Raw genomic sequence first — 14,251 nt, 5'->3', positions numbered from 1 at the left:
CAATAACTTAGTCCTCTCACCATTTTGGCACGCTTCTTGTAATACCTTCGCAGATACTTTGTTTTGCGAAGGAGCAAAATCATGTTGGAACTCTTCTTTCTGGTCGGCTTTGTCGTCATGCTGATGGTGACGGGCATTTCGTTGCTGGGCGTATTCGCGGCGTTGCTGGTGGCCGCGGCATTCATGCTGATTGGCGGGCTGTTTGCGATGGTGATTAAGCTGTTGCCGTGGCTGATTTTGGCGGTGGTTGGCGTTTGGATCTACCGTTCAATGCAGAAGCCTTCAATACGCCGCTATTAATTTTTTGTCGAATAATCAGTCGGTCACGCTGAAAATCGAGCAACAGAGGCGTTCTTAATGCGGCAGCGATCACAGCTTGACGTTTAAACGGCCGGTGCGGCGTATTAGCCATTTTTTTTGCGCCTCGGGGCTGTTAGGATGTTTGCCGATGCAGCGATGCGACCGATTTCATCACCGCAAGAGACAATAATACCCAATACGAGCGTTGCTCAAGCAACCCACTGTCTCTGGCGGACTCTGCTCTACCCCTACAAACGCAGTAACAAAAAGGGCTCCTTACGGAGCCCTTTTTGTTACTGATAATCCAGCAATATTAAGATCTTGGCCAGTTGTCGCTTTCAAGTTGCAACGTACGTTCAATGGTCATGTTCAGTTCGCATGAAGCCGCATCCAACGCATCGCCGGAGCCATGCGGTGCTGCCACCAGCGCCTGGCATTGGCTGTCTTTGAACTTCAGCCAGTTACGCTGTGCCTCACGCCAGGCTTTTGGGGCTGCCTTAAACTTGAGCGCTTCCTTATAGGACTTGTTCAGGCGTGCATCCCAGAGCTTGAACTCTGTTTCAATGCAGGCAGCCATACTTGGTGTATTGAGATCTGGTTTGCTCATACATTGCGTATAGGCGGCAGAGTAAGGGTATTTCATCAATGCGTCTTTTTCTGCGTTTGGCGTCGCTGCCTGCGCTGCGGTGGCCAACGCTGGAGCTGCGGCGAAAACCAGCGCTGTAACCAGCATTTTTATTTTCATTTCAGAGCTATTTCCCTATTGAACAACGTGAATTGCCGGAAGATCATATTCCACTCTTCGCCTTTAGACGATGTACCACCGCACGTTATACCTAATTTTACCGATCTTTTTTCCAACTCAACGACCAGGGATCAGCAGGCTTGAGCCGCTGGTATTACGGCTTTCCAGCACCTGATGCGCACGTTGTGCGTCAGCCAGCGCAAACTTCTGCTCTTCTTTCACGTCGACCTTGATAGCCCCGCTGCCGATCAATGAAAACAGCTCATTGCTGGCAAAGTGCAGCTCCGCGCGGCTGGTGATGTAGCCATTGAGGGAAGGGCGGGTGACATACAGAGAGCCTTTCTGGTTAAGCAATGCCAGATCGACTCCGGTAACCGGGCCGGAGGCATTGCCAAAACTCACCATCAGCCCACGTCGCTTGAGGCTATTGAGCGAGGCTTGCCAGGTACTTTGGCCCACAGAGTCATACACCACGCCGACTTTTTCGCCCTGGGTCAGTTCGGCGACGCGCTGGGCGATGTCTTCCTTATGGTAATTGATGGTGGCCCAGGCGCCGGCACGCTTCGCCAGCTCGGCTTTTTCGTCGGAACCGACGCTGCCGATTAACCTCGCCCCGAGCGCTTTGGCCCACTGGCAGGCAATCAACCCGACACCGCCTGCGGCAGCATGGAACAGGAATACTTCACCCGGCTGCACCTCATGGGTTTGACGCAGCAGGTAATGCACCGTCAGCCCCTTCAGGAATGAGGCTGCCCCTTGCTCGAAACTCAAATTGTGCGGCAGGATGGCCACTTTTTCCTGCGCGACGTTGTGCACTTCGCTGTAAGCACCGAGCGTTGACTGGGCGTAAACCACGCGGTCACCCGGCTTCAGCGCGCTGACTCCTGCGCCGATCTTGGTGACCACCCCGGCCGCCTCGGTGCCCAACCCACTTGGCAGGCTGGCGGGCGGGTATAACCCGCTGCGTATGTAGGTGTCGATATAGTTGATGCCGATCGCCTTGTTCTCGATCTGCACCTCACCGGCTGCCGGGTCTGGTGGGGTAAAATCAACGTATTGCAACACTTCAGGGCCGCCGGTGGCGGAGAATTGAATGCGCTTGGCCATATCAGTACCTCGTGTGGGTGTCTGATTTCACCCTACGCGTTTTAGTATTGGCGATCCAGTTTGTCCGCGCGCGGATTGATACCTTTTTTGCATCGGTTATGCCGCAGGAATCACAGATAAAAATCACGTATACTCTCGCGTCAGGATCCTTCATTCGCAACCGGATTAAGAATACGCTTCATGGCAGGAAAAAAACCAACCAACAAAACAAACGCAGACGAAGCCAGAGAACGTCCACGCGATCGCCAGATGGAAGGGCTGAAGATGCCGCCACATTCGCTGGAGGCTGAGCAGTCAGTGTTGGGCGGTTTGATGCTGGATAACGAACGCTGGGATAACGTGGCGGAACGCGTGGTCTCCAATGATTTCTTCAGCCGCCCGCACCGCCTGATCTTTACCGAGATGCAGCGCCTGCTGGAGATGAGTCGGCCTATCGATTTGATCACCCTGTCCGAATCGCTGGAACAGCGGGGCGAACTGGACTCTGTCGGCGGCTTCGCCTATCTGGCCGAATTATCGAAAAACACCCCAAGCGCTGCCAACATCGGCGCTTATGCGGATATCGTGCGTGAACGTGCGGTAGTGCGCGAGATGATCTCGGTGGCCAATGAGATCGCTGACGCCGGCTACGATCCGCAAGGGCGCAGCAGCGAAGATCTGCTCGATTTAGCCGAATCGCGGGTATTCCAAATCGCGGAAAACCGCGCCAGTAAAGATGAGGGTCCGAAAGGGATCGAGCGTATCCTGGAAGATACCGTTGCGCGTATTGAGCAGCTGTATCAGCAGCCGCACGATGGCGTGACCGGGGTAGATACCGGCTATCAGGATCTCAATAAGAAAACCGCCGGTTTGCAAAAATCGGATCTGATCATCGTCGCTGCCCGTCCTGCAATGGGCAAAACCACCTTCGCCATGAACCTGTGCGAACACGCCGCGATGACGCAGGACAAGCCCGTGCTGATTTTCAGCCTGGAAATGCCCTGCAATCAGATCATGATGCGTATGCTGGCCTCGCTGTCACGTGTGGACCAGACCCGTATCCGTACCGGCCAGCTCGATGACGAGGACTGGGCGCGAATTTCCAGCACCATGGGTATCCTGCTGGAGAAGCGCAATATGTACATTGACGACTCCTCCGGCCTGACGCCAACCGAAGTGCGCTCCCGTGCGCGGCGTATTTTCCGTGAACATGACGGCATCAGCCTGATCATGATCGACTACCTGCAGTTGATGCGCGTGCCGTCGCTCTCCGACAACCGAACGTTGGAAATTGCCGAGATCTCCCGCTCGTTAAAAGCCCTGGCGAAAGAGCTGCAGGTACCGGTGGTGGCGCTGTCGCAGCTGAACCGAAGCCTGGAGCAGCGTGCCGACAAGCGCCCGGTCAACTCCGACCTGCGTGAGTCAGGCTCCATCGAGCAGGACGCCGACCTGATTATGTTCATCTACCGTGATGAGGTTTATCACGAGAACAGCGATCTGAAAGGGATTGCCGAAATTATTCTGGGTAAGCAGCGTAACGGCCCAATCGGTACCGTACGCCTTACCTTTAACGGCCAGTGGTCGCGCTTCGATAACTATGCGGGGCCACAGTATGATGACGAATAATCAGCTAAGGAACTGAAATGAAAGCGGCAACCGCTGTAATCGACCGCCGCGCTCTGCGACATAATCTGCAACAGGTGCGCCGTCAGGCGCCGCAAAGTCGCCTGATTGCCGTTGTGAAAGCAAACGCTTATGGACATGGCCTGCTGGAAACAGCCCACACCCTGCAAGATGCCGACTGTTACGGCGTGGCCCGCATTGGCGAGGCGTTGAAGCTGCGCTCCGGCGGCATCGTCAAACCCATCCTGATGCTCGAGGGCTTCTTCTCGGCCGAGGATCTGCCGGTGCTGGTGGCCAATAACATCGAAACCGCCGTGCACAGTATCGAACAGCTTGAAGCGCTGGAGCAGGCCACGCTGGCGCGTCCGGTGCCGGTGTGGATGAAGCTGGATACCGGCATGCATCGTCTGGGGGTCCGCCCTGAGCATGCCGAGGCGTTTTATCAGCGTCTGAGCGCCTGCCGCAATGTGGTGCAGCCGGTCAATATCATGAGCCACTTCAGCCGTGCCGATGAGCCGAGTTCCGATGCCACGCTCAAACAAATGCAGTGCTTTGAACAGTTTGCCCGCGGCAAACCGGGCCAGCGTTCTATTGCCGCCTCCGGCGGTACCCTGCTGTGGCCGGATGCGCATAACGACTGGGTTCGCCCAGGCATTATCCTGTATGGCGTCTCGCCGATGGAGGACGCCAACGGCAGCCAGTTTGATCTGCAGCCAGCGATGACGCTCAAGTCCAACCTGATCGCGGTGCGTGAGCACAAGGCCGGCGAGTCCGTAGGCTACGGCGGTACCTGGGTCAGTGAAGGTGATACTCGCTTGGGCGTGGTGGCGATGGGTTACGGCGACGGTTACCCGCGCAGCGCGCCTTCCGGTACGCCGGTGTGGCTCAACGGCCGTGAAGTGCCGATTGTGGGCCGGGTGTCGATGGACATGATGTCGGTCGATCTGGGGCCGAACGCGACCGACAAGGTCGGGGATGAGGTGGTGCTGTGGGGGCAGGAGTTACCGGTCGAACGCATCGCCGAATGCACCGGCATCAGTGCTTATGAACTGATTACCAAACTGACGCAGCGCGTGGCGATGGAATATATCGGCGAATAAGTCCATTGAGGGGCCGCCAGGCAGCGGCCCCGTTATATTGAGTTACTTCTTCACTGCCAACCACTGATCGATAATGCTTTGATACTCACCGGTCTCCTTGGCCAGGTGCAGCCACTGATCCACATACAGCTTCCAGCTCAAATCGTCACGCGGCAGCATGTAAGCCTTTTCGCCATACTGCATCGGCTTTTTCGGGTTGACCGCGCACAGCTTCGGATAGCGTTTTTGCTGATACTGCGCCTCGGAAGCGTCGGTGATCATCACATCGGCTTTCTTGTCGACCAACTGCTGGAAAATCCCCAAATTATCATGGGTCAACGTCAGTTTGGCCTTGGGCAGATAGGCGTGGACAAAGGCCTCGTTGGTGCCGCCTGCCGGCTCAAGCAGGCGCACGGACGGTTTATTGATCTGGTCAATGGTGCGGTATTTCTTCACGTCGGTGCAGCGCACCAAAGGGATCTTGCCGTCGGTATCCAACGGGTCGGCGAAGAACACCTGCTTTTGACGTTGCAGCGTGACCGAGATGCCGCCCATGGCGATATCACATTTGCCGGCGACAAAGTCCGGCGTCAGGGTTTTCCAACTGGTTTTCACCCATTTCACCTTGGCGCCCAGGCTTTTTGCCAGCGATTCCGCCATGGCGATATCAATGCCTTCGTAGCTGCCGTCTTCTTTCAGGAAGGTATAGGGTTTGTAATCGCCGGTGGTGCACACTTCCAGCGTGCCTTGTTGTATCACCTTATCCAAATGCGATTGTGCGCTAGCGCTTCCGGCGGCAACCAGCAGTGCGAGAGGGAGAAATCTTTTCATCGGCGTCCTTATTATACATTCGTGGTTTTATGCGCTATTTAACCGCTCATTGTTGCTGACTTGCGCGAGTTACCCGTTTTTTATGCCATTGGCAGGCGGAAACGTCCGGCATTGCTGCTGTGCGCTTCACAACCTCGGCGCGGGAAGGGTATCCACAGTCAAAAAACTGATAGGCTGTAACGTCAACATTTATTAACACAGTTTACAGGTGGCTATGTACAACATTGACGATTTTGATATGAAAATCCTGACGCTGTTACAGGCCAATGGCCGTCTGACCAATCAGGAGCTGAGCGATCTGGTGGGGCTGTCGGCATCCCAGTGTTCGCGGCGGCGTATCAGCCTGGAACAGGCGCAACTGATCCGCGGTTACCACGCGCGACTGGCACCGGAGGCCGTCGGGCTAGGGTTGGTTGGCCTGATAGAAGTGAGCCTGACCCACCATGCTCAGGAGCAGATCGACAGTTTCCATCAGATGCTGGAAGAAGTGAACGCCATTCTTGACGCTTACAAAACCACCGGCGATGCTGATTATCTGCTGAAGGTTGCGGTGGCGGACCTGCCGGCACTGGACGATTTGATCAGCCAGACGCTGTCCCGCCACAAAAGCGTGGCGCATATCAAAACGGCGGTGGTGCTCAACCGAATCAAGGAAAATGGTTTGTTGCCGGTTGCGAGATAAAGCTCAAACTGAACGGCCTTTTCCGTCTATATTAGGAGCGTAACGCTGTGCCTACTCACCATAATCCAGGAGAATAATCCGTGTTCCAGAATGTTGATGCCTACGCAGGTGACCCGATCCTGTCGCTGATGGAAAAATTCAAAAAAGACTCACGTGCGCACAAGGTTAACCTGAGTATCGGCCTTTACTATGATGAGCAGGGCATTATCCCACAGATGAAAGCGGTTGCTGCGGCAGAAGCGCAGCTGAACAGTGTGGATCATGGGGCATCGGTGTACCTGCCGATGGAAGGTCTGCTGCCTTACCGCACGGCGATCCAACATTTGCTGTTCGGTGCCGAACACCCGATGCTGCAGCAAGGGCGCATCGCCACCATTCAAACCGTGGGCGGTTCCGGCGCGCTGAAAGTCGGTGCCGACTTCCTGAAAAGCTACTTCCCGGATTCGCAGGTGTGGGTCAGCGATCCGACCTGGGAAAACCACGTTGCCATCTTTGGCGGCGCTGGGTTCAAAGTGAACACCTATCCGTACTTCGACAGCGAAAGCCTGGGCGTGAAATTTGACGTCATGCTGAGCGCGTTGAAACAGCTGCCGAAGCACAGCATCGCACTGCTGCACCCGTGCTGCCATAACCCGACAGGTTCCGACCTGACCCACACTCAGTGGGATGAAGTGGTCAAAGTGATCGCCGAGCGTGAACTGATCCCATTCCTCGATATCGCTTATCAGGGCTTCGGCGGCGGCATTGCCGATGACGCCTACGCTATCCGCACTATTGCCGCGGCCGGTTTGCCATGCCTGGTGAGCAATTCCTTCTCGAAAATTTTCTCGCTGTACGGCGAACGCGTCGGCGGCCTGTCGGTGGTGTGTGAAAGCGAAGAAGCGGCCGGACGCGTGTTGGGGCAACTGAAGGCCACGGTGCGTCGCAACTACTCCAGCCCGCCGAACTTCGGTGCGCAGGTGGTGGCGAAGGTGCTGAACGACACGCAGCTGAAAGCCCAGTGGTTGGCCGAAGTGGAAACCATGCGTACCCGTATTCTCGAGATGCGCAAGACGCTGGTGGAAGCGCTGAAAATCGCCCTGCCGCAACGGAACTTCGATTATCTGCTGGCACAGCGCGGCATGTTCAGCTACACCGGCTTCAGCGCCGCACAGGTTGATCGCCTGCGTGAAGAGTTCGGCGTGTACCTGATCCACAGCGGACGCGTTTGCATGGCGGGCCTGAACCACCACAACGTGCATCAGGTGGCCGAGGCGTTTGCCGCCGTGCAGTAAAAGCTGTTAGGGTAAACTGACGTTAGCCAGGGAGCGATAGCGATATCGCTCCTTTTTTGTTGTCGGTTTGCCGCCAGAGTTGCCGCAAACTGGAGAGAGAATATACTGATTGAGGGGCGCTCACTTATGTGGCATCAGCAAACGCTAATCCTCAGCGCAAAAGCGCGTGGTTTTCATCTGGTTACCGAAGAGATTACTGACCAGCTAACCCACTTACACCGCCTGCAAACTGGCCTGCTGCATCTGTTATTGCAGCATACCTCGGCCTCGCTGACGCTGAACGAGAACTGCGATCCTACGGTGCGAGCCGACATGGAGCAGCATTTCCTGCGTCAGGTGCCAGAGAACGCACCCTATCAGCACGACTATGAAGGGCCGGACGACATGCCGGCGCACATCAAATCCTCTCTGTTGGGCACGTCGTTGACGCTGCCTGTCGGTCACGGGCGGCTGATGCTGGGCACATGGCAGGGAATTTGGCTGGGGGAGCACCGCATCCACGGCGGTTCACGCCGGGTTGTGGCCACGTTACAGGGGGAATAACCCAATGAATAACACAGCACTGCTGGAATACTGCATGGCGAAGCCGGGCGCGGAACAGAGCGACCAGAACCAGTGGCAGGCCAGTCAGATCAAAGTCGGCGACGTTATGTTCGCCATGGTGTGCGAGGTACAGGGACGACCTGCTTTGGCGGTAAAATCCAGCCCGGAACTGGCGGAAAGCCTACGGGAGCATCACCCGGAGATCGTCCCCTGCGTCGGTCTGAACAAGGCACACTGGAATACGGTGTTTCTTGATGGCAACCTGCCGAACTCGCAGTTCTATACGTTGATCGACAGTTCCTATCAGCTGGTGCTGGAAGGGTTACCCGACCACGTTCGCCAGGAGCTGCGCGCCTAGCCATAAAGGGCAGGTGTAGCGCCTGCCTGAGCCCTTCGTTTATTTCTTCTGTTTTCCCGCCAAACTGTGATCGCGATTCGATATTGGGAACGTTCCCGTTTTATTGTGGATGAGGAAAGACTAGGCTTTTTAATCAATAAGCCGAAATACCAAAGGATGCCGCGAGATGGCGATGAGTGAAGAAAAACGCAAAATGATTGCCGGTGAATTGTACGACGCCGGCGACGAACTGTTGCGCAGCGAGCGCAAGCGCGCACGCCAATTGGTCCACCGTTACAACCATTCGTCACCGGATGAGGGCGACCTGCGTAAACAGGGATTGGCAGAATTGTTGGGCCAGTATCAGGGGGGCACTATCGAGCCGACGTTTCGCTGCGATTACGGCTACAACATCTATCTGGGGAAGAATTTCTACGCCAATTTTGACTGCGTGATCCTCGACGTATGCGAAGTGCATATCGGTGATAACTGCCTGCTGGCACCTGGAGTGCATATTTATACCGCCACTCATCCGCTGGATGCGGAAACCCGCGTGGGCGGGGCGGAGTTCGGCAAGCCGGTGCGCATTGGCAATAATGTGTGGATTGGCGGTCGTGCGGTGATTAATCCCGGCGTTACGCTGGGGGATAACGTGGTGGTGGCGTCCGGTGCGGTGGTGACCAAGGACGTGCCTGCGAACTGCGTGGTCGGCGGCAATCCGGCGCGAGTGATAAAGCAGCTGTAAGAAAATCGGGCGCCGCTGTGGGCGCCCGAGAGGCTTAGGCTCGCAAAGAGTCGATATCCACCACGAAGCGATATTTCACGTCGCTTTTCAGCATCCGCTCGAAGGCTTCATTGATTTGCTGCATCGGGATCAGTTCGATATCCGAGGTAATGCCGTGCTGGCCGCAGAAATCCAGCATCTCCTGGGTTTCTGCAATGCCGCCAATCAGTGAACCGGCGATGCGACGACGCTTCATGATCAGGTTAAACACCTGCGGTGACGGGTGGTCATGCTCCGGTGCGCCAACCAGCGTCAGGGTGCCGTCACGGCGCAGCAGATTGAGGAACGGGTTCAGATCGTGCTGGGCCGCCACCGTGTTAAGAATAAAATCGAAACTGTTGGTGTGCTGCGCCATCTCTTCCGGATTGCGTGAGATCACCACTTCGTGAGCGCCGAGGCGTTTGGCATCTTCGACTTTGGACGCTGAAGTCGTGAACAGCACCACATGCGCTCCCATCGCCCGGGCCAGTTTAACGCCCATGTGCCCCAGCCCGCCGAGACCGACGATGCCCACCTTTTTACCCGGACCGGCGCCCCATTGACGCAGCGGGGAATAGGTGGTGATACCGGCGCACAGTAAGGGGGCGACACCGGCAGGATCGAGGTTTTCCGGTACGCGAAGTACAAAGTCCTGATCTACCACCATATCGGTGGAGTAGCCGCCGTAGGTGGTGGCGCCGGTTTGTCGATCCTCACCGTTATAGGTGCCGGTAAACCCATTTTCACAATATTGCTCCAGACCCTCGTCACAGCTCGGACAGCTGCGGCAGGAGTCCACCATACAGCCCACGCCGACCAAATCGCCGACCTGATAGCGTGACACATGGTTGCCGACGGCACTCACGCGCCCCACAATTTCGTGGCCGGGAACCACCGGAAAAAGGGTGTTGTTCCATTCGTTGCGGGCCTGGTGTAAATCCGAATGGCAGACGCCACAGAACAGAACCTTGATTTGCACATCGTGGTCGCGCAAGGTGCGCGGCGTGTAATCAAAAGGAACTAACGCTGATTTGGCGTCATGCGCGGCATAGGCGTGCGTAATGTTCATGGTAACTCCAGTCATCAGTGTATGGGGGGAACGGCTTCCGGCAGTAGGGTGCCGGTAGACGTGGCCTGAGTACGGCAAAGGGCCACAGAGGGAACATTGATGATAAAAGCTGAGAGCGGGGAGGGAAATGCCTGAAAATGTCTAAATCTTGCCTGTTTCTGTTCAATTTGACCGAAACGGGTAAGCGTGCGGGCCGCTACAGTAACGGCCCGCCTGGCAGGGGATTATTTCTTCTTCAGTAACGGCTTAAGGAAGCGCGCGGTGTGCGACGTTTCGCAGTTAGCCACGGTTTCCGGCGTGCCGGCAACCAGGATCTCACCGCCGCCGCTGCCGCCTTCCGGCCCCAGGTCGACAATCCAGTCCGCGGTTTTAATCACGTCCAGGTTGTGCTCAATCACCACGATGGTATTGCCCTGATCGCGCAGTTGATGCAGCACCGCCAGCAGTTGCTGAATATCGGCGAAGTGCAGCCCGGTGGTCGGCTCATCCAGGATGTACAGCGTTTGACCGGTACCGCGTTTTGACAGCTCACGAGCCAGCTTGACGCGCTGCGCCTCCCCGCCGGACAGCGTGGTCGCCGACTGGCCGAGACGGATGTAAGACAGGCCGACTTCAATCAAGGTTTGCAACTTACGCGCCAATGCCGGTACCGCGTCGAAGAAATCACGAGCCTCTTCGATGGTCATCTCCAGCACTTCGTGGATGCTTTTGCCTTTGTACTTCACTTCCAGCGTTTCGCGGTTATAGCGTTTGCCTTTGCACTGGTCGCACGGCACATAGATGTCCGGCAGGAAGTGCATTTCCACCTTGATCACACCGTCACCCTGGCAGGCTTCGCAGCGGCCGCCCTTGACGTTAAAGCTGAAGCGGCCCGGGTTGTAACCGCGGCTGCGCGATTCCGGCACGCCGGCGAACAGCTCACGCACCGGGGTGAAGATGCCGGTGTAGGTCGCCGGGTTGGAACGCGGCGTGCGCCCGATCGGGCTTTGATCGATGTCGATCACCTTGTCGAAGTGCTCCAGACCGGTCACTTCGCGGAACGGCGCCGGTTCGGCGATAGTGGCACCGTTGAGCTGGCGCTGGGCGATCGGGAACAGCGTGTCGTTGATCAGCGTGGATTTGCCGGAGCCGGATACCCCGGTAATGCAGGTAAATAGCCCCACCGGCAGCGTCAGCGTCACGTCCTTCAGGTTGTTACCGCGAGCACCGCTCAGTTTCAGCACCTTGGTCGGGTCCGCCGGTACGCGTTGCTCCGGAATGGCAATCTCGCGTTTGCCACTGAGGAACTGGCCGGTCAATGACTCAGGCTGCGCCATGATGTCTTCGACGGTGCCTTCCGCCACTACCTGGCCGCCGTGCACGCCGGCACCGGGACCGATGTCGATGACATGGTCGGCGGCGCGGATGGCGTCTTCGTCATGTTCCACCACGATCACCGTATTGCCGAGGTTACGCAGATGGATCAGGGTTTCCAGCAGGCGTTCGTTGTCGCGCTGATGCAGGCCGATTGACGGCTCATCGAGCACGTACATCACGCCCACCAGGCCGGCGCCAATCTGGCTGGCCAAACGGATACGCTGCGCTTCACCGCCGGAGAGGGTTTCCGCCGAACGCGACAGCGACAGGTAGTTCAGGCCGACGTTCACCAGGAATTTCAGGCGATCGCCAATCTCTTTCAGCACTTTTTCGGCGATCTTGGCGCGCTGGCCGCTGAGCTTCATGTTCTGGAAGAAGGTCATCGCATGGCCGATGCTCAGATCGGAAATTTCCGGCAGCGTGGTGTCTTCAACGAACACGTTTCGCGCTTCTTCGCGCAGACGGGTGCCGTGGCACGAGGCGCAAGGACGGTTGCTGATAAACTTCGCCAGCTCTTCGCGCACCGCACTGGATTCGGTTTCTTTATAACGGCGCTCCATGTTGTGCAGCACGCCTTCGAACGGATGGCGGCGCACGGTGGTGTCACCGCGATCGTTGATGTATTTGAATTCGATCGATTCTTTACCGGAGCCGCTGAGCACCGCTTTCTGCACGTTGGCGTCCAGGCTGTTGAAAGGCGCTTCAACGTCAAACGCGTAATGCTCTGCCAGCGAACGCAGCATCTGGAAGTAGTAGAAGTTGCGACGATCCCAACCGCGAATGGCACCGCCGGCCAGCGAAAGCTCGGGGTTTTGCACTACGCGTTCCGGATCGAAGAACTGCTGTACGCCCAGACCGTCGCACGTTGGGCAGGCGCCGGCAGGGTTGTTGAACGAAAACAGGCGCGGTTCGAGTTCGCGCATGCTGTAGCCGCAGATAGGGCAGGCGAAGTTGGCGGAGAACAGCAGCTCATCCGCTTTTTCGTCGTCCATATCAGCCACAATGGCGGTGCCGCCGGACAGCTCCAGCGCGGTCTCGAAGGATTCCGCCAGACGCTGCGACAGATCATCACGCACTTTAAAGCGATCGACTACCACTTCGATGGTGTGCTTTTTCTGCAACTCCAGCTTCGGGGGATCGGAAAGATCGCACACTTCGCCGTCGATGCGCGCACGGATATAGCCCTGGCTCGCGAGGTTTTCCAGCGTTTTGGTGTGCTCGCCCTTGCGGTCTTTTACCACCGGGGCCAGCAGCATCAGGCGTTTGCCTTCCGGCTGGCTGAGCACGTTATCCACCATCTGGCTAACGGTCTGCGCCGCCAGTTCGACATGGTGATCCGGGCAACGCGGTTCGCCGACGCGGGCAAACAGCAGACGCAGGTAATCGTGGATCTCGGTGATGGTGCCGACCGTCGATCGCGGGTTATGCGAGGTCGATTTCTGCTCGATGGAAATTGCCGGTGACAGACCTTCAATGTGGTCGACGTCCGGTTTTTCCATCAGCGAAAGGAACTGGCGTGCATAGGCGGAGAGCGATTCGACGTAGCGACGCTGCCCTTCGGCATACAGGGTATCAAAGGCCAGCGAGGACTTGCCTGAACCGGACAGACCGGTGACGACGATCAGCTTGTCACGCGGGATAATCAGGTTGATGTTTTTGAGATTATGGGTTCGAGCACCACGAACTTCGATATTGTCCATTTACACTTCCCGTCTTGATGATACACCGCGCCTGTCTGGGTGATTTACACACGATTATGTGATCGAACGCGCAAAAAACCGGCACAGCCAGTACGAAACGCATAATTATGACACAAAAAAACCTGAATGAATATCCAGTACATGAATGCAAACAGGTCGATCGAAAGGACAATTCCGGAATACAGCACGCAGTAATCAACACGGGTGTCGTTTCAGGCTGAGCGTGTTAAACTTACTCGTTTATACTGTGTAAAAATCAATCATCAGGAGAGTTCTCATGGCCAGCAGAGGCGTAAACAAAGTAATTCTGGTCGGGAATCTGGGCCAAGACCCGGAAGTCCGTTACATGCCGAATGGCGGTGCAGTGGCCAACATTACCCTGGCAACCTCCGAAAGCTGGCGTGACAAGGCGACTGGCGAGCAGAAAGAAAAGACCGAGTGGCACCGTGTCGTGCTGTTCGGCAAGCTGGCTGAAGTGGCGGGCGAATATCTGCGTAAAGGTTCCCAGGTGTACATCGAGGGCGCGCTGCAGACTCGCAAATGGACCGATCAGGCCGGCGTAGAAAAATACACCACCGAAGTTGTGGTTAACGTTGGCGGCACCATGCAGATGCTGGGCGGCCGTCAAGGCGGTGGCGCACCGGCAGGCGGTGGTCAGGCTTCCGGCGGCCAGGGCGGTTGGGGTCAACCTCAGCAGCCACAAGGCGGCAACCAGTTCAGCGGTGGCCAGCAGGCGCGCCCGGCGCAGAACAACGCACCGGCAGCCAGCAGCAATGAACCGCCAATGGACTTCGACGACGATATTCCTTTCTGATATCAGGTTGTCCTAAGCCCAAAAAAAGCCCCGAAAGGGGCTTTTTGCT

14 protein-coding genes are annotated in these 14,251 nt (G+C 56.8%); 9 read left to right on the top strand and 5 right to left on the bottom strand.

The genetic code is table 11. The features are described from left to right. The first annotated feature begins 81 nt into the window (after positions 1-81). Positions 82-300, top strand: a complete 219-nt coding sequence (gene pspG, locus EBA31_RS23440) for an envelope stress response protein PspG (protein ID WP_020837162.1) — start codon at positions 82-84, stop codon at positions 298-300. Between the two features lie 313 nt (positions 301-613). Here pspG and EBA31_RS23435 read toward each other — a convergent pair whose 3' ends face one another. Beyond that, complete coding sequence (locus EBA31_RS23435) at positions 614-1,045, bottom strand: lysozyme inhibitor LprI family protein (RefSeq protein ID WP_041415033.1); 432 nt, start codon at positions 1,043-1,045, stop codon at positions 614-616. Between the two features lie 117 nt (positions 1,046-1,162). Continuing rightward, positions 1,163-2,152: a quinone oxidoreductase gene (locus EBA31_RS23430; protein ID WP_122080335.1), complete on the bottom strand. Its 990-nt coding sequence runs from the start codon at positions 2,150-2,152 to the stop codon at positions 1,163-1,165. Between the two features lie 180 nt (positions 2,153-2,332). Between EBA31_RS23430 and dnaB the strand changes: the two genes are divergently transcribed. Both dnaB and alr read left to right on the top strand, forming a co-directional pair. Continuing rightward, a complete protein-coding gene (dnaB, locus tag EBA31_RS23425) occupies positions 2,333-3,757 on the top strand; it encodes a replicative DNA helicase (RefSeq protein WP_020837159.1) in 1,425 nt (474 codons plus the stop codon). Positions 3,758-3,774: 17 nt separating this feature from the next. Then, entirely contained in the window at positions 3,775-4,854 is a 1,080-nt protein-coding gene (gene alr / locus EBA31_RS23420; protein WP_122080334.1) for an alanine racemase, read from the top strand. A gap of 42 nt (positions 4,855-4,896) precedes the next feature. Here the strand turns inward: alr and EBA31_RS23415 are convergent, their stop codons facing one another. Beyond that, on the bottom strand, positions 4,897-5,664 hold the full coding sequence (locus tag EBA31_RS23415; protein WP_122080333.1) for a transporter substrate-binding domain-containing protein: 768 nt from the start codon (positions 5,662-5,664) through the stop codon (positions 4,897-4,899). Between the two features lie 214 nt (positions 5,665-5,878). On the opposite strand from EBA31_RS23415, the gene EBA31_RS23410 reads away from it, so the two are divergent. From EBA31_RS23410 to maa, 5 genes are all read left to right on the top strand, one after another. Beyond that, a complete protein-coding gene (locus EBA31_RS23410; RefSeq protein ID WP_122080332.1) occupies positions 5,879-6,346 on the top strand; it encodes an Lrp/AsnC family transcriptional regulator in 468 nt (155 codons plus the stop codon). Between the two features lie 80 nt (positions 6,347-6,426). Beyond that, positions 6,427-7,620 (top strand): amino acid aminotransferase, encoded by a 1,194-nt coding sequence (locus EBA31_RS23405; protein WP_122080331.1) that lies wholly within the window; start codon positions 6,427-6,429, stop codon positions 7,618-7,620. Positions 7,621-7,746: 126 nt separating this feature from the next. Next, positions 7,747-8,163, top strand: coding sequence for a secondary thiamine-phosphate synthase enzyme YjbQ (locus EBA31_RS23400; protein ID WP_017894193.1), 417 nt, complete (start codon positions 7,747-7,749; stop codon positions 8,161-8,163). Positions 8,164-8,167: 4 nt separating this feature from the next. Beyond that, positions 8,168-8,521 carry an MmcQ/YjbR family DNA-binding protein gene (locus EBA31_RS23395; RefSeq protein ID WP_020837154.1) on the top strand — a complete coding sequence of 118 codons (354 nt, stop codon included), beginning with the start codon at positions 8,168-8,170 and terminating at the stop codon, positions 8,519-8,521. Positions 8,522-8,687: 166 nt separating this feature from the next. Then, complete coding sequence (maa, locus tag EBA31_RS23390) at positions 8,688-9,245, top strand: maltose O-acetyltransferase (RefSeq protein WP_020837153.1); 558 nt, start codon at positions 8,688-8,690, stop codon at positions 9,243-9,245. Between the two features lie 34 nt (positions 9,246-9,279). Here maa and EBA31_RS23385 read toward each other — a convergent pair whose 3' ends face one another. Further along, positions 9,280-10,332 (bottom strand): NAD(P)-dependent alcohol dehydrogenase, encoded by a 1,053-nt coding sequence (locus EBA31_RS23385; protein ID WP_020837152.1) that lies wholly within the window; start codon positions 10,330-10,332, stop codon positions 9,280-9,282. 224 nt (positions 10,333-10,556) lie between these two features. Further along, positions 10,557-13,388, bottom strand: coding sequence for an excinuclease ABC subunit UvrA (uvrA, locus tag EBA31_RS23380; RefSeq protein ID WP_020837151.1), 2,832 nt, complete (start codon positions 13,386-13,388; stop codon positions 10,557-10,559). Between the two features lie 277 nt (positions 13,389-13,665). Between uvrA and ssb1 the strand changes: the two genes are divergently transcribed. Continuing rightward, positions 13,666-14,202: a single-stranded DNA-binding protein SSB1 gene (gene ssb1, locus EBA31_RS23375; RefSeq protein WP_020837150.1), complete on the top strand. Its 537-nt coding sequence runs from the start codon at positions 13,666-13,668 to the stop codon at positions 14,200-14,202. The last annotated feature ends 49 nt before the right edge of the window (positions 14,203-14,251 follow it).

It is taken from the genome of Serratia sp. P2ACOL2 (assembly GCF_003691565.1).
GTDB classification, from domain to species: Bacteria; Pseudomonadota; Gammaproteobacteria; order Enterobacterales; family Enterobacteriaceae; genus Serratia; species Serratia liquefaciens.
Note: the sequence above shows the minus strand (reverse complement) of the source record. Positions and strands in the feature narration are given on the sequence as shown.

Bases quoted from the DNA above. Each gene is read 5' to 3' on its own strand.
- EBA31_RS23395 (WP_020837154.1), top strand. From the start codon at position 8,168: ATGAATAACACAGCACTGCTGGAATACTGCATGGCGAAGCCGGGCGCG.
- EBA31_RS23410 (WP_122080332.1), top strand. From the start codon at position 5,879: ATGTACAACATTGACGATTTTGATATGAAAATCCTGACGCTGTTACAG.
- EBA31_RS23435 (WP_041415033.1), bottom strand. From the start codon at position 1,045: ATGAAAATAAAAATGCTGGTTACAGCGCTGGTTTTCGCCGCAGCTCCA.
- uvrA (WP_020837151.1), bottom strand. From the start codon at position 13,388: ATGGACAATATCGAAGTTCGTGGTGCTCGAACCCATAATCTCAAAAAC.
- EBA31_RS23400 (WP_017894193.1), top strand. From the start codon at position 7,747: ATGTGGCATCAGCAAACGCTAATCCTCAGCGCAAAAGCGCGTGGTTTT.
- EBA31_RS23430 (WP_122080335.1), bottom strand. From the start codon at position 2,152: ATGGCCAAGCGCATTCAATTCTCCGCCACCGGCGGCCCTGAAGTGTTG.
- alr (WP_122080334.1), top strand. From the start codon at position 3,775: ATGAAAGCGGCAACCGCTGTAATCGACCGCCGCGCTCTGCGACATAAT.
- EBA31_RS23385 (WP_020837152.1), bottom strand. From the start codon at position 10,332: ATGAACATTACGCACGCCTATGCCGCGCATGACGCCAAATCAGCGTTA.
- dnaB (WP_020837159.1), top strand. From the start codon at position 2,333: ATGGCAGGAAAAAAACCAACCAACAAAACAAACGCAGACGAAGCCAGA.
- pspG (WP_020837162.1), top strand. From the start codon at position 82: ATGTTGGAACTCTTCTTTCTGGTCGGCTTTGTCGTCATGCTGATGGTG.
- ssb1 (WP_020837150.1), top strand. From the start codon at position 13,666: ATGGCCAGCAGAGGCGTAAACAAAGTAATTCTGGTCGGGAATCTGGGC.
- maa (WP_020837153.1), top strand. From the start codon at position 8,688: ATGGCGATGAGTGAAGAAAAACGCAAAATGATTGCCGGTGAATTGTAC.
- EBA31_RS23415 (WP_122080333.1), bottom strand. From the start codon at position 5,664: ATGAAAAGATTTCTCCCTCTCGCACTGCTGGTTGCCGCCGGAAGCGCT.